21 protein-coding genes are annotated in these 26,567 nt (G+C 31.1%); 14 read left to right on the top strand and 7 right to left on the bottom strand.

Annotated elements, in window-relative coordinates:
- Positions 1 to 1,419 carry a DUF5689 domain-containing protein gene (locus BWR22_RS01895; protein WP_076734340.1) on the bottom strand — a complete coding sequence of 473 codons (1,419 nt, stop codon included), beginning with the start codon at positions 1,417 to 1,419 and terminating at the stop codon, positions 1 to 3.
- A gap of 37 nt (positions 1,420 to 1,456) precedes the next feature.
- Entirely contained in the window at positions 1,457 to 4,240 is a 2,784-nt protein-coding gene (locus BWR22_RS01890) for a TonB-dependent receptor (RefSeq protein WP_076731751.1), read from the bottom strand.
- Positions 4,241 to 4,381: 141 nt separating this feature from the next.
- Here BWR22_RS01890 and BWR22_RS01885 point away from each other — a divergent pair, with 141 nt between their 5' ends.
- The 3 genes from BWR22_RS01885 (at position 4,382) to BWR22_RS01875 (ending at position 6,780) form a co-directional block, all read left to right on the top strand.
- Complete coding sequence (locus BWR22_RS01885) at positions 4,382 to 5,437, top strand: endonuclease/exonuclease/phosphatase family protein (RefSeq protein ID WP_076731750.1); 1,056 nt, start codon at positions 4,382 to 4,384, stop codon at positions 5,435 to 5,437.
- A gap of 66 nt (positions 5,438 to 5,503) precedes the next feature.
- Positions 5,504 to 6,127 carry a hypothetical protein gene (locus BWR22_RS01880; RefSeq protein WP_083678175.1) on the top strand — a complete coding sequence of 208 codons (624 nt, stop codon included), beginning with the start codon at positions 5,504 to 5,506 and terminating at the stop codon, positions 6,125 to 6,127.
- A 32-nt stretch (positions 6,128 to 6,159) separates the two neighbouring features.
- Positions 6,160 to 6,780 carry a lipoprotein signal peptidase gene (locus tag BWR22_RS01875; protein ID WP_076731749.1) on the top strand — a complete coding sequence of 207 codons (621 nt, stop codon included), beginning with the start codon at positions 6,160 to 6,162 and terminating at the stop codon, positions 6,778 to 6,780.
- On the opposite strand, the gene BWR22_RS01870 is transcribed toward BWR22_RS01875, so the two are convergent.
- Genes BWR22_RS01870 through BWR22_RS01855 form a run of 4 tightly spaced genes read right to left on the bottom strand, consistent with a single transcriptional unit; the run spans position 6,775 to position 9,633 of the window.
- The gene (locus tag BWR22_RS01870; protein WP_076731748.1) at positions 6,775 to 7,347 is read right to left on the bottom strand and encodes a 5-formyltetrahydrofolate cyclo-ligase; all 573 of its coding nucleotides are present in this window, start codon (positions 7,345 to 7,347) and stop codon (positions 6,775 to 6,777) included. The two genes, BWR22_RS01875 and BWR22_RS01870, sit on opposite strands and share 6 nt — an antisense overlap.
- Before the next feature lie 8 nt (positions 7,348 to 7,355).
- Entirely contained in the window at positions 7,356 to 8,327 is a 972-nt protein-coding gene (locus BWR22_RS01865) for a succinylglutamate desuccinylase/aspartoacylase family protein (protein ID WP_076731747.1), read from the bottom strand.
- A 4-nt stretch (positions 8,328 to 8,331) separates the two neighbouring features.
- Entirely contained in the window at positions 8,332 to 9,204 is an 873-nt protein-coding gene (gene rimK / locus BWR22_RS01860; RefSeq protein ID WP_076731746.1) for a 30S ribosomal protein S6--L-glutamate ligase, read from the bottom strand.
- Positions 9,205 to 9,213: 9 nt separating this feature from the next.
- Positions 9,214 to 9,633, bottom strand: coding sequence for an ATP-dependent zinc protease family protein (locus BWR22_RS01855; protein WP_076731745.1), 420 nt, complete (start codon positions 9,631 to 9,633; stop codon positions 9,214 to 9,216).
- A gap of 118 nt (positions 9,634 to 9,751) precedes the next feature.
- Between BWR22_RS01855 and uvrC the strand changes: the two genes are divergently transcribed.
- The 11 genes from uvrC to BWR22_RS01800 all read left to right on the top strand — a co-directional run bounded on the left by uvrC (position 9,752) and on the right by BWR22_RS01800 (position 26,116).
- A complete protein-coding gene (gene uvrC, locus BWR22_RS01850; protein WP_076731744.1) occupies positions 9,752 to 11,554 on the top strand; it encodes an excinuclease ABC subunit UvrC in 1,803 nt (600 codons plus the stop codon).
- The gene (locus tag BWR22_RS01845; protein WP_076731743.1) at positions 11,555 to 13,804 is read left to right on the top strand and encodes a patatin-like phospholipase family protein; all 2,250 of its coding nucleotides are present in this window, start codon (positions 11,555 to 11,557) and stop codon (positions 13,802 to 13,804) included.
- 186 nt (positions 13,805 to 13,990) lie between these two features.
- Complete coding sequence (locus tag BWR22_RS01840) at positions 13,991 to 15,151, top strand: homogentisate 1,2-dioxygenase (RefSeq protein WP_076731742.1); 1,161 nt, start codon at positions 13,991 to 13,993, stop codon at positions 15,149 to 15,151.
- A gap of 46 nt (positions 15,152 to 15,197) precedes the next feature.
- The gene (gene hppD, locus BWR22_RS01835) at positions 15,198 to 16,361 is read left to right on the top strand and encodes a 4-hydroxyphenylpyruvate dioxygenase (RefSeq protein ID WP_076731741.1); all 1,164 of its coding nucleotides are present in this window, start codon (positions 15,198 to 15,200) and stop codon (positions 16,359 to 16,361) included.
- A gap of 148 nt (positions 16,362 to 16,509) precedes the next feature.
- Positions 16,510 to 17,289 (top strand): DUF3108 domain-containing protein, encoded by a 780-nt coding sequence (locus BWR22_RS01830; RefSeq protein WP_076731740.1) that lies wholly within the window; start codon positions 16,510 to 16,512, stop codon positions 17,287 to 17,289.
- Position 17,290: 1 nt separating this feature from the next.
- Positions 17,291 to 18,214, top strand: a complete 924-nt coding sequence (locus BWR22_RS01825) for a tryptophan 2,3-dioxygenase family protein (protein WP_076731739.1) — start codon at positions 17,291 to 17,293, stop codon at positions 18,212 to 18,214.
- The gene (locus BWR22_RS01820; RefSeq protein ID WP_076731738.1) at positions 18,172 to 19,488 is read left to right on the top strand and encodes a M23 family metallopeptidase; all 1,317 of its coding nucleotides are present in this window, start codon (positions 18,172 to 18,174) and stop codon (positions 19,486 to 19,488) included. Before BWR22_RS01825 ends, BWR22_RS01820 begins: the two co-directional genes overlap by 43 nt.
- Positions 19,489 to 19,499: 11 nt before the next feature.
- Positions 19,500 to 21,143, top strand: coding sequence for a glucose-6-phosphate isomerase (pgi, locus tag BWR22_RS01815; protein ID WP_076731737.1), 1,644 nt, complete (start codon positions 19,500 to 19,502; stop codon positions 21,141 to 21,143).
- 167 nt (positions 21,144 to 21,310) lie between these two features.
- Positions 21,311 to 23,887, top strand: a complete 2,577-nt coding sequence (locus tag BWR22_RS01810) for a TonB-dependent receptor (RefSeq protein ID WP_076731736.1) — start codon at positions 21,311 to 21,313, stop codon at positions 23,885 to 23,887.
- A gap of 11 nt (positions 23,888 to 23,898) precedes the next feature.
- Complete coding sequence (locus BWR22_RS01805; protein WP_076731735.1) at positions 23,899 to 25,593, top strand: choice-of-anchor J domain-containing protein; 1,695 nt, start codon at positions 23,899 to 23,901, stop codon at positions 25,591 to 25,593.
- Positions 25,594 to 25,696: 103 nt separating this feature from the next.
- Positions 25,697 to 26,116 carry a hypothetical protein gene (locus tag BWR22_RS01800; RefSeq protein WP_076731734.1) on the top strand — a complete coding sequence of 140 codons (420 nt, stop codon included), beginning with the start codon at positions 25,697 to 25,699 and terminating at the stop codon, positions 26,114 to 26,116.
- A gap of 64 nt (positions 26,117 to 26,180) precedes the next feature.
- Here the strand turns inward: BWR22_RS01800 and BWR22_RS01795 are convergent, their stop codons facing one another.
- Positions 26,181 to 26,567: a TraR/DksA family transcriptional regulator gene (locus tag BWR22_RS01795; protein WP_076731733.1), complete on the bottom strand. Its 387-nt coding sequence runs from the start codon at positions 26,565 to 26,567 to the stop codon at positions 26,181 to 26,183.

The following is a 26,567-nucleotide window of genomic DNA, read 5'->3' as shown; positions in this document are numbered from 1 at the left end:
TTAATTACTTAATACTCTTACGTTATCAATATGGTATCTAGTTGTTGCACTTGGGTCTGAACCTTCATAAAAGAAACCAATATGTACGTCTCCACTGTAAGCAGAAATATCAATAGCACTAATTGGCTCTAAACCACCAAATGTATTAGTTACTCCATAAGGAATTGCAGCATTTAATGGTTCCCATGTTGCTGTTTCTGGATCTCCTGTAAAATCTTCTGAGATGTATGCAGATAATATAATACCGTTTGAATATGCAATTTCAAGGTCGAAAGTTAATATAGCGTCTGAATCTGCATCTAAAGTAATTGCTGGTGTAACTAACCACACATTAGCCTCTGAATTGTTTGAAGAGAAAGCAGAAATTCTAGCATAATCATTGTTATCGAAACCACTAATAAACCAATCTGTACTTGTTCCACTAATGTTTACATTTGTCCAACCTTCGTTTGTTAATCCTCCAAAATTCTCGAAATCTTCTTCAAAAGTTACTGTAAAATCATCGATATTAAATAATGAACAACGTGCATTATCTAACATTACATCGTCAGTAGTGTTTAATGCTAATACATGTGTACTACCATCGAAAGTTTTACTTACTACTGCTCTTAAAGAACCATTTCCTGTTGGTAAAAGTTCTTCTTTAAAAGTAGAAAAACTACTTGTTTCTAAACTAATTTCTGAGTAGTCAAAACCTCCACAAGCTTGTAATGTACGTTGTGTATCAAAAACCTCAACAGCATCAAAATAACGTTCACCATTTAAATCGTCTGCAAATTCTACATTATCTACCTGTACAAAAACACCTACTATAGCATCTGTAATATCAGCAAAAGCAACTGTTAAAGGTGTAAGCTCTACTGTTGTTTCTGAACGTAAAATATTAGTTTTAATTTGATTTTGATTTACTCTATCTACTGTACCACCAAAACTATCAAATTCTGTAGTACCACCAATAGTAATAACTCCACTTCCTGTTCTTTCTTCTCCAATATAAAGTCCTTTTAAGTTTATATAAACTTCACGTCCTTTATTAAATTGGTTGTAAGTATCTGTTTGGTCGATAGCTACTTTAAAAGCGCTTGTAGGATTTTCAGCTTTATTTTGAATGTAAAATTCTTTAAAGAAGTTTCCTGTAGCATCAGAAGAACTAATGTATCCTTTTATATAAATATCATTTTCTACTTCAAAAGGAATTGCATCATCATTATCTCCATCGTTATTAGGATCTGAATTATACAAGTTTTTTGCATATTCAAAATCAACCTCTGTAGAAGTTGCTAACATATTAGCTAAGGCTTTATTTTCTTCAGTTCCAAGAATATTTGGTACTGCGTAATCATCGTCTTCTACACAAGAAGTTATAGCTATTAAAGCCATAAAACTTAATGCTAATGTTATTAATTTATTCGTTTTCATAATCGTAATGTTAATAATTATTAATTTTTCTTTTTTTTTAAAATCTAAGATACACATTTACAAAGTAATTAGCACCTCTACCGTACCAATATTTAGCTCCAAAGACTCTTTTCTCTAAATTAACATCGTCTCTTAATGCTCTATAATCTGCACGTCTACCTTGCTCGTAACCACCTGTTTTATATTCCTTATCTAATAGGTTTCCTACACTTGCAAAGAACCCAATATATTTGTCTCCAATTTTCCATGATTTTCCTCCTACAAGATTAACAACCATATAGTTATCAAATTTTTCTTGTTTTAATAGCTCTTTTGCTACTTCTGGATCATAATCGTTATACGGTAATCCATCTGCATCTGTATAAAATGCATTAGATCTTGCTAATGGACTAATGTCTACATATGCATTATCAAAAAAGTTTGCTGTTGCTCCAAACCACCAGTAATCTGGGTCTCTATATTCAAAACCTACAGAGTATGCTGTTTGTGGTCCACCAGCTACTTTATAATCTTTTAAGTTTGATGTAGTAACATCTGTTACAAGGTTAACATCTTCTCCATTTTGTGTATCTACAAAATCTTCTGATGTTGAGTTAATATATAAATTAGGGTTGTTATCGTAAGTATATTGTCCTACAGAAGCAGCACCTTTTAACTTAATAGTTGGTGTTATTTGTGCTTCTATACCTAATTCTCCTCCAATATGCTTTTTTTCTACTCCAGTTAATACTTCTTGAATAAATCCTGTATTACTTCCTTGAGTAAAGAAAAATGAGATTTCGTTAGCATCTTCTATTTTAGTATAAAAACCTGTTAATTTTGCTTTTATTATAGGAGATCTAAAAATATAACTTGCATCAAAAGATGTTACTTTTTCTTCAGTAATATCGATTCCTTCTTCTTTTTCACCAAATCTTACACCAACATAATCGTGGCTTTCTCTTGAGTTTGTATAAGTGTTTCTAATAGATGGTGCTTTTGTAATATAACCTCCATTAAAATCTAATAAATGCTTACCAGTAATTTTATATGTAAATCCTGCTTTTGCTCCAACTCCAGTAAATTCTAATTTATCTCCTTTTCCAAAAGAGTTACCAACGTTATTTCCGTTTTCAAATAAACCTTCTCTTTGGTAATCTGTTTTTGTTAAACTTCCAGCTAAGTAAAAATCTACTTTATTGTATTTAAACTGTGCTTGTGCAAAACCAGATAATTCGTTTACATAAATATTATAGTTGTATCTAAACTTATCTCCTTCGTAAGCCACATAACCTGGATTGTTTTCATCAAAGTTATTCTGGCTAAAGTTATCTACATTAGAAACTCCTGTTGTACTTCCTAATAAATCAATTATTTCTGCGAAATTTTCAGAATCTAATTTTCTATAGTTTGCACCAGCATGAAATAAGATGTTTTCATTTAATTCTGTATTAAAAATAGTGTTAACTGTTAATTGCTTATCGTCATTTCTATCTTCATACAAAGTGTATGCTGCATTTGTTCCAGATATATTGTTTGTTAAATTGGCATCAATAATTCTTTCCCAATCAATTTGTCCATCATTTAAAAACTCTTGTTCTGCTAAATAAGCTCCAGCTAAATCTCCGTCTTCTAAATAATCACTTGGTAAATCTTGGTAATAAGCTGGACTTGGATTTGCACCACCAGCATAATCTAAACGGCTGTTACCAACTTTTCCAAATTGGTATCCAATGTTTGTATTTAATGCTGTTTTAGATGACATATCCCAAGTATGATTTAACATTATAATTGGCTCTTCTACCTCTTTAATACGTGAGTTCTTTTTCTCTCCGTCTAGGTATCCCCAATATTCGTTATACTTAATACCTTTTAAATCGTAAACTTCTTGTGTATTTGCTGAAGATTTTCCTCTTCTATTAGGTGCATAAATTGAAGTAAAGTTTATACTATGCTTATCGTTAATTACTTTCTCTACAGATGCAAAAAACGAGTTAGAGTCGTAAAGTGAAGCATCTTGGTAACCTTCGTCTCCCCAACGGCGTCCAAGCATAATTGTATATGCCCATCCATCTTCCATTAAACCAGAAGAGTAGCTAGCCATTAAACGGTTTGTATAACTTCTGTTAGAAGATGAGTATGTTACACGTCCACCTTCTCTATAAGAAGATGCTTTAGTGTTTATATTTGTAGCTCCTAAAACACCACCAAATGTATATGCTGAAGGCGATAGACCTTGAGAAAACTCTTGGTTTCTTACAACATCGTTTAGTCCTCCCCAATTACTCCATTGTGGTCTTCCAGTATCAAATTTATTCATTTTAATACCGTTAATTAAAACAGTACCATTATCTGAATCTAATCCTCTTACTCTAAAGAAAGATGAGCTAAATTCGAAAGCCGCTGTACGTTGAAAAATGTCTAAAGAAGATGATAATAATCCTGAAATATTATCAGAACCGCTTGTATCATCATTTAATTCATCATCAGAAAGTGTAATTGTAAATAAATCTACTTGACTGCCTTTGTCTACCTCAAGAGTCATGTCTTGAATATCAACAGTTTGACCTTCATTTACAATAATAGGATATCTTTTTGGCAGAAATCCTGGTTTAGTAATTTTTAGCATTTGCTCTCCAAAAGGAATTGGCTGGCTAAATTGAAACTGACCAAGACCATCTGTCTTTTCAGCTTGTCCTGTTTCCTCAACAGTAATTGTTACATCTGGAAGTGGTTCATCTGTAACAGCGTCCTTAACGCTACCTTTTACAATAGTGTCTTGAGCGAAAGCTGTTAGGACAGAAAACATTCCGAATAAAAAAATAAAAATAATTTTTTTCATGTTAGAAATAGATAGTTAAAAATAATTTACACATTAAATAATAGTTATTTAAGGCGTGCAAAGTTACATTATTTATTAGAAACATTTACCTTTGGCAGGAAATTTGAACGTACGCATAACATAAACATAACATTATAACTAATGAAGAATTTAAATCTATGGCTTACAATCGCGCTTATTACTGCTTTTATAAGCGTTAATGCTCAAGAAGAAAAGAAGTATAAAATTCACACTGTGGCTTTTTATAATCTTGAGAACTTGTTTGATACCGTAAATGATCCTGAAAAAAACGATGAAGCAAGTCCTATGATGGAAATTAAAGCAAATCGTGAAGAAATTTACAAAAAGAAAGTACATAACATGGCTCGCGTTATTTCTGATATTGGAGCAGAAACAACAGGAAATGCTCCTGCCATTATTGGAATTTGTGAGGTTGAAAACGTTAATGTAGTTGAAGATGTTGCTAATGATCCATTATTATTAGCCAAAGACTACGGTATTGTACATTTTGAATCTCCAGATAGACGTGGAATTGATGTGGGTTTAATGTACCAAAAAGAATTATTCCAGCCAGTATCTAAAAGCTCTCATACGTTAAAAATATACGATGATAACACAAAAAAACGTGTTTACACTAGAGATCAATTATTAGTTTCTGGAAAACTTGATGGAGACCTTATACATGTTATAGTAAACCACTGGCCATCTAGAAGTGGAGGTGAAGCAAGAAGTCGCCCTAAGCGTATTGCTGCTGCAAAATTAAACAAACACATTATAGACTCTTTACAAGCAATAGATCCTTACGCTAAAATAATTACAATGGGAGATTTAAACGATGATCCTACAAATGAAAGTGTAAAAGGAATACTTAAAGCTCAAGCAAAGAAAAAAAATGTAAAAATTAAAGGTATCTACAACCCATACATTAATATGTTTAAAAAGCAAGGTTTAGGAACAACTGCCTATAGAGATGCATGGAGTTTATTTGATCAAATAATGGTTACAAAGCCTTTAATAGAAACAGACTATTCTTCTTTTAGATATTACAAAGCTGGTATTTATAATAAAAACTATTTAAGTAATAAAAAAGGACGTTACAAAGGCTACCCATTAAGAAGTTTTGCTGATGGAGGATTTACAGATGGCTTTAGTGACCACTTTCCTGTATACATGTATTTAATTAAGGAAACAAAATAATATTTACAATTAACCTATATACAAGCGCCAACTTTATGTTGGCGTTTTTTTATACATTAGTTAAACGTGAAAAATTACATCTCTATAATATTAATATTTACATTTTTTTGGTTAAACGCACAAAAGACCGAAGAAAAAACAATAACAAACAATGCAATACAATATATTACTATTGAAGGTGATGCTTTTTTTAAAATTGATGTTAAAACAACAACAAATAAAACTATAAAAATAAATTCTAGAACAGAAGGAGAAGATGCATTAGATACTATTATTTTAAAAGAAATAAAAAATGACTCTTTAATAATATCAAGTATTTACAAACCATTAGTTAAAAATTATAACGATAAATTAAGCGTACATAAAGTAACTTCAATTGAGCTTCTATTAGAAATTCCAGAGAATTTAAATCTATATTTTAAAAGCAAAATTGGTTCTGCAAAAATATATGGGCGCTACAAATCATTGTTTTTAGAATTACATCAAGGCAATGCGAATATTTTTAATTTTTTAGGAAATGCAATAATCAACACTTTTAATGGAGATATTAATTTAGAAACTGCTAATGCAACAGTAAAAGCTAAAAGCAAAACAGGAAGTATTAACTATAACAAAATAACTTCCGGAAAAAACCAAGTACAAATTAACACTATTAATGGAAATATTAATATCTATAAAACTAAAAAATAGTCTTATTTTAGCTTTAAATCATATAAACACCTTTGAAAAAAGCTTCCATTTTAATTATTATAATTTTACTCATCGACCAGATTAGTAAAATATACATAAAAACACATTTTCAGTTACACGAATCTGAAACAGTTTTTAGCTGGTTTAAAATATATTTTGTTGAAAATGATGGTATGGCTTGGGGAACCAAATTAAGCGACATTTTACCTTTTATTGGAGATAGAACTGCAAAATTATGTTTAACTACTTTTAGAATCTTTGCCATTTTAGGCATTGGTTATTGGTTAGTTAACGCCATTAAAAAGAAGCACTCTAAAACCTTAATTTTTGCTCTAATATTTATTTTTTCTGGAGCTTTAGGAAATATTATAGACTCTGTTTTTTATGGTGTAATTTTTAATGATAGCTTTGGACAGGTAGCTACTTTTTTACCAATAGATGGAGGTTACGACAAAGCTCTATTTGGCAATGTAGTAGATATGCTATATTTCCCAATGTGGCAAGGTAATTTACCTGAATGGATACCATATTTGGGAGGAGAAAATTTTATATTTTTTGAGCCTGTATTTAATATAGCAGATGTTGCTATTGCAATTGGTTTTGGTATCTTATTATTTTTCAATAACAAGGCGTTTCCTAAAAAAATATTATAATTTAAATGTATATATTTTTTCTGGTGTTACACAATAATCAATAGCAATATCCGAATCTAAAACAGGAAAATCTTCTTCTTCTACATTAAAAAAAGACAAACCTATTTTAATAGTTTCTGGTTTACAACTTGCTAAAAAATTATCATAAAAACCTTTACCATAACCAATACGATTCCCTTTTTTATCAAAAGCCAAAAGAGGTAAAAACACCACGTCAATTTTAGAATTATTAATCTCTATTCCGTTAACTGGTTCTGGTATGTTATAATTATTTATTTTTATTTTAGTAGCGTCTGTAAGCAAGAAGTTTTTAAGTGTTCTTGTTTTAAAATCACTTTTTGAGATAACAATATTCTTATCTTTACCAGATAGAATATTAAGAATAAAATCTGTATTAACTTCTTTTAAACTTTCTATAGTTAGAAAAACATGGTAGAATTCATGATCCCAAATATTTAAAGTTAAAAGTTTATTTGCAATCTCAATACTTAAATCATCAATAGTTTCTTGAGATAACTTACTTCTAATGGCTTTATATTTTTTTCTAAGTTCTTGTTTAGAAACCATGTTTAGTTTTATACTAATTTTGTTGAAATATGAAAAAGTGCATCTCCTTGATAAACAATTGGAGATTCGTTTACATTAATAATGTAACCTCCGTTAGAGGTTTTTACAAAATGATTAAACTTACCATAAGGATCTGTAATATTTCCAATAACATCTCCTTTTTTTACTTTAGCTCCAATAGCTATTGAAGCTTTAAACATACCCGAATAACTAGCACGTATCCAACGGCTTTCTTTAATAAAAACACAATCTTTTTTAGGTGTTGAAACTTTAAACTTTTTATGAAGCATTCCATAATGACTCATAATACGTTTAGCGCCATTAACTCCAGTGTTTGTTACTGTATTATCTATATGAAAAGACTTTCCTCCTTCAAAAAGTAAAATTGGCTTTTTTAAACGTTTACAGGTATTTCTAAAAGATTTATTTAAATTTTTAGAATATAAAACAAACGGTGCTCCAAATATTTCTGCGGCTATATCAATATCTTTATTTCCCTCAGCTATTCTTATTTGAGGCGCATTAAACCTCATTGCTCCACCGGTATGAAAATCCATAATAAAATCTGCGTGCGGTACAATTTCAGAAACTAAAGAATATGCTACTCTACTTGCTAAAGATCCAGACTTACTTCCTGGAAAGACACGATTTAAATCGCGTCCATCTGGAAATTCACGCTCCATATTAATAAAGCCAAAAATATTAAGAACTGGAATACAAATTGTAGTTCCTATTCTAGGTTTATTTATACCTTTTGCAATAATTTGCCTTACTATTTCTACGCCATTAATTTCATCACCATGAATACCTGCTGTAAATAAAATAACAGGTCCAGGTTTTTTAGAACGTTCAATTATAATAGGAACATCTACAGGAGTTCTAGTATGAAGTTTTGCTAGATTAAAAGCAACTTCTTTACTTTCTCCTAATCCAATTTTTTCACCTAATATTTCTAAAATGTCGTTTGTTTTATTAATCATTTATTTAAACACTTTTTTCAATAAATGCAATAATATTTTTTGCAATATTTCTTCCTGTTGCAGATTCTATACCTTCTAATCCTGGAGTTGAGTTCACCTCAAGCAACAATGGTCCACGAGCAGACTGCAACATATCTACACCACAAACTGGTAGTTTTAATGCTTTAGCAGCATTTATTGCTACTTTTAATTCGTCGTGACTAAGTTTTATAATGTTAGCACTACCACCTCTATGCAAATTAGACCTAAACTCTCCTTCTTTTCCTTGGCGCTTCATTGCTCCAACCACTTGCCCATCTACAATAAGCGCACGTAGGTCTGCTCCTTTTGCTTCTTTTATAAATTCTTGCACTATAACTCTTGCTTGTAACCCATTAAATGCTTCAAGAACAGATTCTGCTGCACTTTTAGTTTCAGCCAAAACAACTCCTAAACCTTGAGTTCCTTCTAATAATTTAATAATTACAGGTGCTCCACCTACATGCTCGATAACTTCTCTAGCATCACGAGAATAGTTTGTAAATACTGTTTTTGGCATTCCAATACCTGCTTTACTAAGACGTTGCAGACTTTTTAATTTATCTCGAGAACGTAAAATAGCATCACTAGTTACAGTTGTAAACACATTCATCATTTCAAATTGTCTTACTACAGCACAACCATAAAATGTAACGGATGCTCCAATTCTTGGAATAACAGCATCTACGTAATCTAAATAACGATCTTTATAGTAAATTGAAGGTTTTTCTTTTTCAATAATAATATCACATTTTAAAGGATCTATAACCTCTACTTTATGACCTCTTTTTTCACCTTCTTCTACTATTCTTTCTGTAGAATATAGATATGCATTTCTAGATAATATAACTATGTTCATTCTTTTATTTTACTTAGTGTTAAAAGATAGATTAAATACATCTACATCTACCATAAATTTATTTTTTAAAAATTGTCTTCCAATTAAAACAGGAAACTTCATTTCTGCTCTTGTGCTTAGCGTTAGGTTTATTTTATATGTTTTACCAAAAAAAACAACATCTGTTTTAACTTTATACCTATTTTCTACAAAACCATTACTGCTTTTTACATCTGTAAAGGTATAATTTTCAAAAACAACTTCTTTTCCATTAAAATTTGGATGCCCTTTACTGTAAAAAGTACAACGCAAAGTGTTGTTTTCTTCTACTATTTTAGAACAATGGATTGCAGAAGTATAAGCTCCTGTATCTATTTTAGCATCAATTTCAAATAAATTAAGTTTTGGAAAATCGATTTTATCTGTTCTTCCTATAATTTTTTTATTCATTTTTTTCTTTAAAAAGTGGCGCAATGTACTGAATTAGTTTTTTAAAAAAATATAAATTTTAAATGATAAAATTAAGCGTTGTTTTTTAATACAACTTATAAATAATTACCTTTGGGATATGGCAAATCCTTCGTTAGATATTCAATTAAAAACACTTCCAAATGCTCCGGGAGTTTATCAATATTTTGATGCTGAAGGTACTATTATCTACGTTGGTAAAGCAAAAAATTTAAAAAAACGTGTTTCTTCATATTTTACCAAAACACATGACAGTGGTAAAACTAGAGTGTTAGTTAGAAAAATTGCAAACATTAAACATATTGTTGTTGAAACAGAAAATGATGCACTTTTACTAGAAAACAATCTAATTAAAAAACACAAACCAAGATACAACGTTTTATTAAAAGACGACAAATCTTATCCTTGGATTTGTATTAAAAAAGAACGATTTCCAAGAATTTTTCCAACTAGACGCGTTATAAAAGACGGTAGCGAGTATTTTGGACCTTACACAAGTATGAAAACAGTAAAAACTTTACTGGATTTAATTAAAGGTTTATACAAACTTAGAACGTGCAACTATAAACTATCTCAAGACAACATAGCATCTGGAAAATTTAAAGTGTGCCTAGAATACCACTTAGGAAATTGCAAAGGTCCATGCGAAGCTCTTGAAACAGAAGCAAGTTACCAAGAAAACATTACTGCAATTCGAGAAATTTTAAAAGGAAATTTTAAAGATTCTTTAGACCAATTTAAAGAGCAAATGCTAATTTTTGCAGAGAATATGCATTTTGAAGAAGCTCAAAAAATTAAAGAAAAAATCGAAGTTTTAGAAAACTATCAAGCAAAATCTACCATAATAAATCCTAAAATTAGTAATGTAGATGTGTTTTCTATTGTAAGCGACGAGAGTTATGGTTATATAAATTTTCTTCAAATCTCCTATGGTTCTATTATAAGGTCTCACACATTAGAAATTAAAAAGAAACTAGATGAGTCTGATAAAGAATTACTAGAACTTTCAATAGTAGAACTTCGGGCTCGTTTTAATTCGAACTCAAAAGAAATTTATGTTCCTTTTAAAGTAAATGTTGGAGAAAATATTAAGGTATCTTTACCACAACTTGGCGATAAACGTAAAATTTTAGACCTCTCTATTCGTAACGCTAAATATTATAGAATGGAACGTTTTAAACAAGTTAAAATAACAGATCCAGATCGCCATGTTAAAAGAATAATGGCACAGATGCAAAAAGATTTACGTTTAAGTGAAGAACCTAGACATATAGAATGTTTTGATAACTCAAACATACAAGGTACAAATCCTGTAGCTGCTTGTGTTGTTTTTAAAAATGGAAAACCAAGTAAAAAAGATTATAGGCATTTTAATATAAAAACGGTTGTTGGTCCAGATGATTTTGCTTCTATGGAAGAGGTAGTTTACAGACGCTACAAACGATTATTAGATGAAAACGAACCATTACCACAATTAATAATTATAGATGGTGGAAAAGGACAACTATCTTCTGCATTAAAAAGTTTAGATGCTTTAAACTTACGTGGTACAATTGCCATTATAGGAATTGCCAAACGTTTAGAAGAATTATTTTATCCAAATGATCCAATTCCCTTATATTTAGATAAAAAAAGTGAAACATTAAAAATTATTCAACAACTTAGAAATGAAGCACACCGTTTTGGCATAGAACACCATAGAAATAAAAGAAGTAAACAAGCGCTAAATACTGAAATGGAAACAATTCCTGGGATTGGAGAAAAAACTATTGTAGATTTATTAAAGAAGTTTAAATCTGCAAAACGAATTGCTAATGCTAAACTAGACGAACTTGAGGATGTCATTGGAGTCTCAAGAGCAGAAAAAATTTACAGTTACTACCATAAAACCGAAAAAGAATAAATGAAAACATTTATCATCGCTATTTTACTATTAACAATTGCAAATACTAACCTATTTGCTCAAGAAAAAACTGAAAAAGAACCTAAAGTAGGATTAGTTTTAAGTGGTGGTGGTGCAAAAGGTTTGGCACACATTGGTGCCTTAAAAGTAATAGACAGTCTTGGCCTAAGAGTAGATTACATTGCAGGAACAAGTATGGGAGCAATTGTAGGTGCGCTTTATGCTTCTGGATATTCTGGAAACCAATTAGATTCCATATTTAGAAGTGTAGATTTCGATAAAATATTAAACGACGAAGTACCAAGAGCAGCAAAAACTTTTTACGAACGCGAAAATCAAGAAAAATATGCTGTTATATTACCTTTTGATAATTTTAAAGCACAATTGCCTTCTGCTTTATCTCGCGGCCAAAATACATTTAACCTATTATCTAAATTAACTTTACATGTTAATAATGTTACAGATTTTAGCAAACTCCCAATTCCCTTCTTTTGTATCGCTACAGATATTGAAACTGGACAACCTGTAATGTTAGAAAAAGGAAATTTAGCACAATCTGTAAAAGCCAGCGGAGCATTTCCGTCACTTTTTCAACCTGTAAAAATAGGCGAACAACTATTAATAGATGGAGGTGTAACAAATAACTATCCAATAGATGAGTTAAGAGCTAAAGGAGCCAACATTATTATAGGTGTAGACGTACAAGATGGTCTTGCCAATAGAGCCGATTTATCTTCCGCTCCTGCTATTTTATTTCAGATAAATAATTTTCGTACCATAAATGATATGAAAATTAAAGCGCCAAAAACAGACATCTACATTAAACCAGACATAACAAAATTTACTGTAGTTTCTTTTGATGATGGTCCACAAATTATTGAAAATGGAGAAATTGCAGCAAAACTAAAAGCTAATGAATTAAAGGAACTTGCAAAAAAACAATTAAAAAAAAGAGACAGTTTTTTTAAACCTAAAAAATCTGATAGCATTTATATAAACCACATCGTTATTAATGGCTTAGAAAACTACACAAAATCTTATGTGGTTGGTAAATTAAAATTAAAATCTAAAGAAAAAATTAGTTACAATAAATTTATTAGCGGTTCAAACAATCTTGTTAGCACCAATAATTTCGATAGTTTTACTTATAAATTAGTTCCATCTGTAGAGAATAATATTTCTGGATATAATTTACATGCAGACCTCGATGAAACAGATAAAACCATGTTTTTAAAGTTTGGTTTACATTACGATGGTTTATATAAAAGTGCATTTTTATCTAACGTAACAAAAAACCAAGTATTATTTAAAAGCGACGCATTATCGTTAGATTTAATTGTAGGCGATAACGTTAGATATAACTTTAATTATTATATAGATAAAGGTTTTTATTGGAGCTTTGGTATAAGTTCTAATTATAACGAATTTGAAAAAGGTGTTGCGGCAGGAGCAATATTAGCTGAAGAAGATATAACATTTAATAGACTCAATAAACTAAACGTTAAAATTACAGATTTAACAAATAAAATATTTGTTCAAACACAATATCAAAACGATTTAAAACTAACACTTGGCGCAGAGCTTAAACATTTAAAAATTAAATCTGAAACGTTAAGATCAGATATAAACCAAAGAGAAACTGTATTTGACAATAGTGACTATTTTAATGCTTTTGGAAATTTACGTTTTGACTCATACGACAACAAATACTTCCCAAATGAAGGCTTGTATTTTAATGCAGATTTTAAATATTTTTTATTTTCGTCAGACTACACCAATAGCTTCAGCCCTTTTTCATTAATCAATGCTAAAATAGGTTACGCCTATTCCTTATCTCCCAAATTAAGTGCCACTATTTCTAGTGAAGCAGGAGCTAAAATTAACGGCAAAAACACTAGCTATTTTGATTATGTTCTTGGTGGTTATGCAAATAATTTTATTAATGGTTTTAGATCGTTTTATGGTTACGATTACTTATCACTACCTGGCGGTAGCTTTATTAAAGGAACTATAAATTTAGATTATGAAATTTTTGACAAAAACCATATAACAGCAGCTGCAAACTATGCTAATATAGAGGACGATTTATTTAGTTCTGAAGATATTAATTGGTTTTCGCTTCCAGATTATTCTGGTTATGCTTTAGGTTATGGATTAGAAACATTTTTAGGCCCAATAGAAGCTAAATACACTTTCTCTCCAGAAACAAAAGAAAGTTATTGGTTTTTTAATTTAGGTTTTTGGTTTTAGAGCTTATATTTTTTAAACTCCAAAAAAATCACGATATTTGTTATAAATGAAGTATCGCTGGCAGGACATATTAACCTTTTTAAAATTTCTTATAAAAAGAAATCCAGAGTGATTTTACACTTTCCTTATTTCGCATTTAGTATAAGTTGAAAACACAACTTTAATCTTTAACAAAAAAACTAAAAAATGCCATTCTATCATAAATTAGGAAACATCCCACATAAAAGACACACACAATTTAGAAAAAAAGATGGGTCTTTATATTACGAGCAACTTTTTGGAACCATAGGTTTCGATGGTATGAGTACAAATTCGTATCACGAACAAAGACCAACACAAGTAAAAGAAATAAAAGGACAATACAGTGTTGCGCCAAAAATTGCTAAAAAAAATCACATACAATCGTATCGATTTAGAGGGTTTCAAGTAAAACCAGAAAACGATTATTTAAAAAGTCGTAAAGCCGTTTTAACCAATAGCGATTGTACAATAATTCTATCTGCACCAAAACAATCTACAACAGATTATTTTTATAAAAATGCTGATGCAGACGAGATGATTTTTATCCACAAAGGCTCTGGAAAACTACGCACACACCTTGGTAATCTAGATTTTAAATACGGAGACTATTTAATTATACCTCGAGGTATAATTTATAAAATAGACTTCGATACAGAAGATAACAGACTATTTATAGTGGAGTCTCGCAGGCCAATTTACACGCCAAAACGCTATAGAAATTGGTTTGGGCAACTGCTAGAACATTCACCATATTGCGAACGCGATTTACGCAGGCCATACGAACTAGAAACCAATAACGAATCTGGAGATTTTTTAATGAAAGTTAAAAAACAAGACGAAATTTTCGATATGGTTTACGCGTCACACCCATTCGATGTTGTAGGTTACGATGGCTACAATTATCCATACGCATTTTCAATACACGATTTCGAGCCTATTACAGGTCGCGTGCATCAACCGCCACCAGTACATCAAACATTCGAAACAGATGCCTTTGTAATATGTAGCTTCGTACCACGTTTATACGATTATCATCCACAAAGCATACCAGCACCATACAACCATAGTAACATAGACAGTGACGAAGTGTTGTATTACGTAGATGGCGATTTTATGAGCCGTAACGATATAGACCAAGGTCACATTTCACTGCATCCAGCAGGAATACCACATGGTCCGCATCCAGGAACAACCGAAAAAAGCATAGGTAAAACCAAAACCGAAGAACTTGCGGTTATGGTGGACACCTTTAAACCACTAATGGTAACAGAAGAAGCTATGAAAATAGCAGACGAAGATTATTACAAATCTTGGTTAGAACATTAAAATAATTATCATTCCTGCGAAGACAGGAATCTATATAAAAAACATCATGAGTAAAAAAGAAATAAAATCAGTAAACTACGGTTTAGAAAAAATATTTGAAGGCGCACAAGATTTCCTTCCACTTTTAGGAACAGACTACGTAGAATTTTACGTAGGTAATGCCAAGCAAGCAGCGCACTTTTATAAAACAGCATTTGGTTTTCAATCGCACGCATACAAAGGTTTAGAAACAGGCTCAACAGATTCTGTAAGTTATGTATTAACACAAGACAAAATTAAGTTAATGCTAACAACGCCATTAAACAGTAAGTCACCAATAAACGACCATATTGTAAAACATGGCGATGGCGTAAAAATAGTAGCACTTTGGGTAGAAGACGCTAGAAAAGCTTATGAAGAAACAACGTCAAGAGGCGCAAAATCTTACATGGAACCAACAGTTGAAAAAGACGAGCATGGCGAAGTAGTAAGAGCAGGAATTTACACATATGGAGAAACAGTACATATGTTTGTAGAGCGTAAAAACTATAATGGCGCATTTTTACCAGGATTTGTAAAATGGGAGTCAGATTATAATCCGCCAACAGCAGGATTAAAATACATAGATCACATGGTTGGTAATGTAGGTTGGAACCAAATGGATGTTTGGGTAAAATGGTATGAAGATGTAATGGGCTTTGAAAACTTTTTATCTTTCGACGACAAGCAAATACATACAGAATACTCAGCATTAATGAGTAAAGTAATGTCTAATGGTAACGGACGCATAAAATTTCCAATCAACGAGCCAGCCGAAGGTAAAAAACGTTCTCAAATAGAAGAATATTTAGACTTTTATGAAGGTGCAGGTGTACAACATATAGCCGTAGCAACAGACGATATTTTAAAAACAGTATCGCAATTACGCGCAAATGGTGTAGAATTTTTATCAACACCACCAGACGAATATTACAAATCTGTACCAGGAAGATTAGAAGAATTTAGTCACGAATTAAAAGAAGATATCGAAAAGCTGAAAGCATTAGGTATTATGATAGATGCAGACGAAGAAGGCTACTTACTTCAAATTTTTACAAAACCAGTAGAAGACAGACCAACACTCTTTTTCGAAATTATACAACGTATGGGAGCAAAAGGTTTTGGAGCAGGAAACTTTAAAGCTTTGTTCGAGTCTATAGAACGTGAGCAAGAAAAACGCGGCACACTATAATTAATGCTTCTTGTTAATAATTCATTAAAAATGCCATCAAATTATTAGATGGCATTTTTTTGTTTTATATTTTTGGAATAGTAATTGTAATCTAACTTAATAAGGCAATATATGCTTTATAATTTTGTTGAATACATTATATAACATTATGAAAAAATTACTACTTATACTAATCGCAATAGCCTCTATAAACCTAACATCTGCTCAAGAAACTGCTTTTCAAGACGGTGAATGGTTTAAATTTAAAATGAGCTATAGCAACTTTCTTAAAGCAGGAAATGCTACACTATCTGTTAATAAAACAAAATTAGATGGAAAACCTGTGTTTCATGTTGTTGGAAAAGGCTGGACTACCGGAATGATTAAATGGTTTTTTAAAGTTACAGACCGTTATGAAAGTTATTTTGACACAGAAAAATTAATTCCATATAGATTTATAAGAAATATTGATGAAGGAGGACACAAAAAAAATATTGAAATAAATTTCGACCATAATGCAAATACAGCCTTAGTTCACAATAAAAAACATAACACTAAAAAAACAATAACTACAAAACCAAATGTTCAAGACATGGTTTCCATGTACTATTATTTAAGAAATAATATTGATGCTTCTACATTAAAAATAGGAGACGAAATAAAAACCGATATGTTTTTCGACGAAGAAAATTATGGCTTTAAGTTAAAATATTTAGGCGAAGAAATAATTAAAACAGAATTTGGTAAAGTAGCAACTCTAAAATTTAGGCCTTACGTTATGGCTGGTCGAGTATTTAAAGAAGAAGAAAGTTTAACACTATGGGTTTCAAAAGATAAAAATAAAGTACCTTTACGAATCAAAGCAGATTTAGCAGTTGGCTCTTTAAGAGCTGATCTTGAAGCTTTTAAAGGATTAAAACATCCATTTAAAATTATTTTTGATAATTAAAATGAATTTAGACAACAAAATAACCGACCAACTAAACGATAAATACAGAGCATTAGACCAAAATGTAAACACACATTTAGAAGGCTTACTACATAGCAAACCAATAGATTATTGGGATTACATTCAAACCGATGCACTTTTAAACCTTCAAGTACAACGTACAACGTTGCCAGATGAAATGGTATTTTTAATGTACCATCAAGTCAACGAATTGTTGTTTAAAATGATTCTTTGGGAAATTGACCAAGTTGCTAAAAAAGAAGATATTACAGCTGCTTTTTTCGAAACTAAAATTATGCGTATTAGTCGTTATTTCGATGTACTTACTTCATCATTCACCGTGATGAAGGACGGTATGGATGTAGAACAATACAATAAGTTTAGAAACACGTTAACTCCTGCAAGTGGTTTTCAAAGTGCACAATATCGAAAAATCGAATTTGCCTCTACCGAACTAATAAATTTAATAGACAATCGCTTTAGAGAAACAATAGACCGTAACACATCTTTCGAGCACGCATTCGAACATTTATATTGGCAAGCAGCAGGAAAAGACTACAAAACAGGAAAAAAATCCTATACATTAACAGTTTTCGAAGAGAAATACAAAGACGAATTTATTAGATTTGCAGAGTTCTATAACACGCATAATTTGTGGACCATCTTTAAAAGATTACCACAAGAGGTTAGAGAGGATCAAGATTTAATTAAAGCAATGCGTCATTACGACTATACTGTAAATATTACATGGGTAATGGCACATTATAACACAGCTAACCATTATCTTAATATTGGTGGTAAAACAGCAGAAGCGACAGGAGGAAGCGAATGGGTAAAATATATGCATCCAAAATATCAAAGAAGAATATTCTTTCCAGATTTATGGAGCCAAAAGGAATTAGAAGATTGGGGAAAAAATATTTAATAATATTAATATGTTTAATATCTTTTTTTGGTTGTAAAGAAGATACTGAAAATAACGAATCTTTAGATACTGTATTAGTTGAACAACCCGAAGAAATTTATGAATTTGGGTTTAACTTAAACGAATATATTGTAAAAAAAGACACCATAAGAAAAGGAGATACTTTTGGTGATATTCTTCAAAAAAACAATTTAAGCTACTCTAAAATATATCAAATAGCAGAGCAAACTAAAGATAGTTTTGATATTACAAAACTTCATTTAGGTAAACCTTATACTTTACTGTGTGATAATGATTCATTACAAACACCAAAATGTTTCATTTATCAACCCACAAAAGAACGCTATGTAGTTGTAGATTTTCAAGATTCTATTAAAGCATATACAAGCTACAAACCTATTAAATACGTTGAAAAAACAGCTTCAGGAATAATAACATCAAACATATCACAATCTATGGACGATGAAGGTAAACCATTTGTTTTAGCCCTAAAAATGAGTGATATTTATGCCTGGACCATAGACTTTTCTAGACTTCAAAAAAACGATAAGTTTAAAGTTATTTATACCGAAAAATATATAGACGATTCTATTTACGCTGGTATTCACGAAGTAAAAGCTGCCTATTTCGAACACAACAAAGAACCATTTTATGCTTTTGAATTTGAAACAGATTCTGTTTTAGGCATTAGAGATTATTTTAGTGATGAAGCAAAAAATTTACGTCGTGCCTTTTTAAAATCGCCTGTTAGCTTTAGTCGTATATCATCTCGATATAATTTAAAAAGACGAATAGCCTTATACGGAAACAGAGTAAGACCACATAAAGGAACAGATTTTGCTGCCAAAGTAGGAACTCCAATTATGTCTACAGCAAATGGTACAGTTATAGAATCTGCAAGACGTGGTGGTAATGGTAATTATGTAAAAGTTAAACATAATGCTACCTATACTACACAGTACCTACATATGTCTAAACGTAAAGCTAAAGTTGGAGATTTTGTAAAACAAGGTGAAGTTATAGGTTATGTTGGCATGACTGGTAATACCTCTGGTCCTCATGTATGTTATCGTTTCTGGAAAAATGGAAAACAAGTCGATCCTTTTAAAGAAAAACTACCTGAAGCAAAACCAATTTCAGACAGCTTAAAAGTAAAGTTTTTAGAATATATAAAACCTTTAAAAAAACAATTAGAATTACTCGATTACCCACAAAAATCTAATAAATCTGATAGTTTAAAAAACAACCTCCAAGAACAAAAATTAATCACTTAGAGAAAACAAATATGGCACTACCTTCTATAAATCCAACAACTACAGACGCATGGAAAGCGCTTCAAAATCATTTTGAAAAAGTAAAAGAAATAGAAATTAAAGACCTATTCTCTAAAAACAAAGATAGAGCAAACAACTTCACAATTAATTGGGAAGACTTTTATGTAGATTTTTCTAAAAATCGAATTACAGAAGAGACGTTTAAACTACTTTTAGACCTCGTAGACCAAGTAAAATTAAAAGAAGCTATTGCATCATATTATTCTGGAGATAGTATTAACAAAACAGAAAATAGAGCTGTTTTACATACTGCTTTAAGAGGCAAAGAAACAGATACTGTTTTGGTAGATGGCAAAAATGTAATGCCGGAAATTTTTAAAGTAAAAACTAAAATTGAAGCATTTACTAACGAAATTGTAAACGGAAACAAAAAAGGATACACCAATAAGCCATTTACAGATATTGTAAACATAGGTATTGGCGGTAGTGATTTAGGACCAGCAATGGTTGTAGATTCTCTTCAATTTTATAAAAATCATTTAACCACTCATTTTGTAAGTAACGTAGATGGAGATCACGTAAACGAAGTGTTAAAAAAACTTGATCCAGAAACTACTTTATTTGTAATTGTATCTAAAACATTTACAACACAAGAAACATTATCTAATGCCACAACAATACGACAATGGTTTCTTGAACATGCAACACAAAATGATGTTGCTAAACATTTTGTAGCGGTTTCTACAAATATTGAAAAAGTAAAAGATTTTGGCATAGACGAAAACAATATATTTCCAATGTGGAATTGGGTTGGTGGACGTTTTTCTTTATGGAGTGCCGTAGGTTTAACAATAAGCTTAGCTGTTGGTTTCGATAATTTTAATAAATTATTAAAAGGAGCTAACGCAATGGATATTCATTTTAAAAACGAAGAATTCAGCAATAATATTCCAGTTGTTTTAGCTTTAATAAGCGTTTGGTATAATAACTTTTTTAAAGCAGAGAGCGAAGCAGTAATTGCTTATTCTCAATACTTAAATCAGTTTGCAACTTATTTGCAGCAAGGCATTATGGAAAGTAATGGAAAATCTATAGACAGAAATGGAAATAGAGTAAATTACGAAACAGGAACATTAATTTGGGGAGAACCAGGTACAAATTCACAACATGCCTTTTTTCAACTTATACACCAAGGCACAAAGTTAATTCCTGCAGATTTTATTGGTTTTGCTCAAAGTCTTCATGGCAACAAAGACCATAACGATAAGTTAATTTCAAACTACATTGCTCAAACCGAAGCTCTTTTAAACGGTAAAACAAAAGAAGAGGTGTTAGAAGAACTTAAAGAAAAAAACTTATCAGAAGCTGAAATTAATGAGCTATTACCTTTTAAAGTATTTGAAGGAAACAAACCTACAAATACAATTTTTATAAAGAAATTAACTCCGGAGAGTTTAGGAAAACTAATAGCAATGTACGAACATAAAATATTTGTACAAGGTATAATTTGGAATATATATAGCTATGACCAATTTGGTGTAGAATTAGGCAAGCAACTTGCTAGCACCATTTTAAAAGACATTAAGTTTAACACTTCTGTTAATCATGACGCTTCTACTCAAAATATTTTAGAATATTTTAAAAATTTTAGATAAATATTGTTGAATATTTGTTAAAAAAACAACTTCTTAATATTTAATTTTCAGTGAATTATATAATATTTTAGCTGTAAACCAAATATGTTAACATTAAGTTAATATAAAAGCTATAATTATGCCTAATTTTGCAAAAAAATTATACAATATAACTTTAATCCCACACAATGAAAAACACAATTAAAATTTTGTTTTTTGCAGTCGCTATTTTAAGCTCTGCTTTTACTATGGCTCAAAGTACAGTTACAGGTACTGTATTAGAACCAGAAAATAACATGCCTTTACCAGGTGTAAATATCCTTGAAGCTGGAACTTCTAATGGGATTTCTACAGATTTCGATGGTAATTTTAGTATTGTAACTCAATCTACAGATACTAAAATAATTATATCTTATGTAGGTTACCTATCTCAAGAATTTACAATTACAGGTAATAAAGACCTTGGGCAAATTAAATTAACACCTAGCGAATTTGGATTACAAGAAGTTAACATTATAGCTTCTGTAGCAGTAGACAGAAAAACACCTGTTGCTGTATCTACTATTAGAGCTAGTGAAATTTCTTTAAAATTAGGAACACAAGAATTTCCAGAAATTTTAAAGTCTACTCCAGGAGTTTACGCTACTAAAAGTGGTGGTGGTTATGGAGATGGACGTATTAACTTACGTGGTTTCGATTCTGAAAACGTAGCCGTTATGATTAATGGTGTACCAGTAAACGACATGGAAAATGGTAGAGTATACTGGTCTAACTGGGCTGGTTTAGGAGATGTTACAAGCTCTATGCAAGTACAAAGAGGTTTAGGAGCATCTAAAGTAGCTGTACCTTCTGTTGGTGGTACTATTAACATTATCTCTAAAACTACAGATGTTGAAACTGGAGGAAATGTGTACACAACTTTAGGTAATGACGGTTTTGAAAAATATGGATTAACATATTCTACAGGACTTATGGACAATGGTTTTGCTGCAACTATTTCTGCTGCAAAAACAGATGGAGATGGTTACGTGGATGGTACAGAGTTTAATGCTGTATCTTACTTTATAAACTTATCTAAAGAAATTAACGATAAGCATAAAATATCTTTTACTGCTTTTGGTGCTAAACAACGTCACGGTCAAAGACAAAGTAGCCATTCTATAGACACTTATAGAGCTAGCGAAAGAGGTATTAAATATAACTCAGATTGGGGATACAAAAATGGTCAAGTAACTCACTCAGAAGATAACTTTTACCACAAACCTCAAATATCTTTAAACCACTATTGGGATATTTCTGAAAAAACATCATTATCTACAGCGGCATACGTATCGTTTGGTTCTGGTGGTGGAGGTGGAACCGGAGGAGATGGTAGTAAATTCTCTTTTGATAATGCCGATTACAGAATTGGAAATTTAGGAACTATCAATTTTGATAAAATTGTAGCAGAAAACCAAGCAGCTGGTGTTAATGGATCAGAATCTTTTTTAAGAGCGTCTAGAAACGATCACAAATGGTATGGAGTATTAACTACTTTAAAAACAGATTTATCAGATAATATCGTTCTTTTAAGTGGTTTAGATTACAGAAACTATAAAGGTATTCACTTTACAGAAGTTACAGACTTACTTGGAGGTCAATATGCATTAGATGATAGTGACGTAAACAACCCAAATAACCAAGCACAAGTTGGAGATAAAATATTTTATGATAACGATGGTAAAGTAAACTGGATAGGTGCTTTTACTCAAGCAGAATACTCTAAAGATAAATTATCTGCATTCGTATCATTATCAGCTTCTAATACTGGATATAAAAGAATTGACCGTTTTCAATACTTAGATAGTGACCCATTAAGAGAAACAGATGTTTACAACTTCTTTGGTTATGGAGCTAAAGGTGGTGCTAACTATAATATCGATGAAAACCACAATGTTTTTGCAAACCTTGGTTATTTTGAAAAAGCACCATATTTCAATGCAGTTTTTGCTAGTAACAACAATGTTGATATTAATGACAATGCAGAAAACCAAAAAATTACAAGTTTTGAATTAGGATATGGTTTTAGAGGAGAAAAATTATCAGCTAATATTAACCTTTACCACACAACTTGGAAAGACAGAACAGAGGTTGCTAGATTCCAATTACAAGACGGTTCTAACGCCTTTGCAAACATCTTAGGAGTAAATGCATTACACAAAGGTATTGAAGTAGATGTAAGATATAAAGCAACAGATAACTTAACACTTACAGGTATGGCATCTATTGGAGATTGGAGATGGCAAAACAATATTGAAGGTGTTGAAATTCGTGACGAAGCAAATGAATTAGTGGACACTGTAGATATTATTATTGAAGACCTTCACGTAGGTGATGCAGCACAAACAACTTTAGCTCTTGGAGGAAACTATAAGTTAACACCAAAAACAACATTTACATTAGATTACAATTATTTCGCTAACTTATATGCTCAATTCGACCCTAGTGATAGAGGAGAAGTTGGACCAGACGCTTGGGAAGTACCAGCATACGGTATCTTTGATACAGCTATAAGACACAGCTTTAGTTTTGGAAGTTTTGATGCTACTTTAACAGGAAGAATTAACAATATATTTGATACAGAATATATTGCAGATGCACAAGATGGTTCTGAACAAGGATCTATTGGAGATGCAGACTATATCGCACCTTCTTCTGCAAGAGCAGCAAATGTATATTACGGTTTTGGAAGAACATTTAGTGTTGGGATGAAACTTAATTTTTAAAAAAAAGAAAAATGAAAAAAGCAATTTATTTATTAGCATTAGTTGGAGCAGTCCTTACAGGTTGTGATCCACTAGACGACATCAATAACGAGATTGATGCCTTACCAGCAGCAGCAAATGTTGGTGAATTTGAATACACATTAACAGATGAAGATTACGAAAACTTTAATTTAGGTTTTGGAAATTTTGATTCTGAAGAGCAAGCAAAAGATTCTATTCCAAGTTTATTATCAGAATTATATCCATTATACGGACAAAATTCTTCAGTTTTAGTAAACTACAATCTTTATATTGGTAATGCAGAAGGTGTAAGCGATTATACAAATTCAGATATTTATGAGCTTACTAATTCAGATTATGCTTCTACAGGGAGTGATGCTTTTGGATTTTATCCAAATGTAAATGCTACATCTGAAATCCCAGATGTTTTAGCAACACAAATTTCTGCTCCAACAGAAGGACAAATTGTATTAGCAAAATACGACCAATACACAGAAACACCTACAGTAGGTTTAGCAAGTATAGTAGAATATAATTTTGTTGGAAGTTTTGAAGGTTGGACTTCAGTTGAAGAGTCTGGAGCAGATGCTGTTTGGACTTCAGAAAGTGGTTATGTTCAAGGTAACGGTTTTTTTAATGGAACTCAAAACTCTAACGTAGAGTGGTTAGTTTCTCCTACAGTAGATTTAGCTGGAGAAGATAACTTAAAGTTTCAAATAACTCAAGAATTAGACTTCGCTGGAGATACATCTTTAATTAAAATCTTAGTATCTACAGATTATTCTGGAGACGTTTTAACTGCAACTTGGGATGAGATTACACTTGCTAATCCAGCAACTGGAGATATGGCTTCATCTGAAGATTATGATTTTTCAGCTTACGATGGACAACAAATCAATATTGCTTTTAAATACACTTCTATAGCTGATGATCCTCTTACTCCTACTGAAGATGAAGGAGACGCAGCACGTTGGAGAATTCAAGACTTAGCAATTAAAACACTTGGTGCTACAGGAGAAACAAACTCTAAAGGAGAATACTTTATCTATACATCAGGTAGTTGGGAAGCAGTAGAAAATATATACTACTTAAGCTCTGCAGATTTCGATTCAATGGGAACAGGTTCTGGACAGCCAGGTCAATATGATAACTTTAGTAGCTCTGTGTCACCAGACAACTATTTACCAACGTTCTTAGAGTTAAACTTCCCTTACGGTCAAGAAGAAGAAGAACTTTTTGTAATTTATGATTACTACTCTAGTTCTACTGGAGCTCAAATAAGAGGTAATTTATACACGTTTACAAATGGCATGTGGAACGCACACGAATCTACAATCGAAACTTCTTTAAAATTTGGATTCGATAACGGAGCATGGGTTCCAGATAATACAATTAGAGTTACATTAACTGGTACAGAGTTTTCATATATTATTAGTGAATATGGAACTACGCCTGGATTTGAAGAGCCAGTTGCAAGTTTAAACCAATATTCTAATTTCGATAGACGTTCATCAGATCCTGCTTACTGGAGTGAAGATATGTTAAAGACTGTTTTTATCGATTTATTAGAAAACGTATTAGCTCCTGGAGCTGAAGATGAACAAAAATACGTTTTAAGCTATGCTATCTACGACGGTTCAAGCGGTGTAGAACAAATGGCATTTATTAAACTCAATGGAGAATGGGACATTAATCCTGAAGGTTAATAAAATATAACATAAAAATTAAAAACCGCTTCCTTTAAAGAAGCGGTTTTTTTATGCCTTTATTATTACTACATTTGTTTAAACAACTAAAAACACACTAACTATGATTAAAATGTTGCATTCGTACTGGGCATATCTGGTTTTTATAATGATGATAATTGCTACAGCAAACGCACTAATTAAGTATTTTGGAAAAAAAGAATATGAGGCTAAAGATTTTAGAATTGCTTTATTTACATTAATTGTATCCCATATTCAATTATTAATTGGAATAATATTATGGTTTACACAGGACTATTTTAGTGAAATGTCAATGAAAGATATTATGGGTAATTCAGTTTTAAGATCTAATGTTGTTGAGCATCCTGTTGCAATGATTTTAGCAGTTGCATTTATTACAATAGGTTACTCTAAACATAAAAAGAAATTAACCTCAGCCGGTAAATTAAAACCACTAGCTATATTTTATACTTTAGCTTTAATTTTAGTTCTAGCAAAAATTCCATGGAGCGTTTGGTTCTAAACAAAATAAAAAAACGCCAACTTTATTAGTTGGCGTTTTTCTATATAAATAAATATTTTAAATATTATTTCTGTATGTTTTTAGCTTCAATACTAAGTGTAGCATGAGGCACTAATTCTAAACGCTTAGGATTAATTAATTTACCTGTTACACGGCAAACACCATAAGTTTTATTTTCTATTCTAATAAGAGCGTTTTTAAGATCACGTATAAATTTCTCTTGTCTAATTGCTAAAGCAGAATTAGATTCCTTACTCATTACAGCACTACCCTCATCAAACGCTTTAAATTGCGGAGAAGTATCATCTGTACCATTGTTATGATCATTCATATAAGCACTTTTAATAAGTTCTAAATCATGTTTTGCATGATCTATTTTTTCAAGAATAAGTGCTCTAAACCTTTCTAATTCTTTATCAGAATATCTTACTGTATGTTCTTCTGTTGCCAT

Source organism: Lacinutrix venerupis (assembly GCF_001971745.1).
Classification (GTDB): Bacteria; Bacteroidota; Bacteroidia; order Flavobacteriales; family Flavobacteriaceae; genus Lacinutrix; species Lacinutrix venerupis.
The sequence above is the reverse complement of the archived record's forward strand: the minus strand, read 5'-3'. Positions and strand labels throughout refer to the sequence as shown.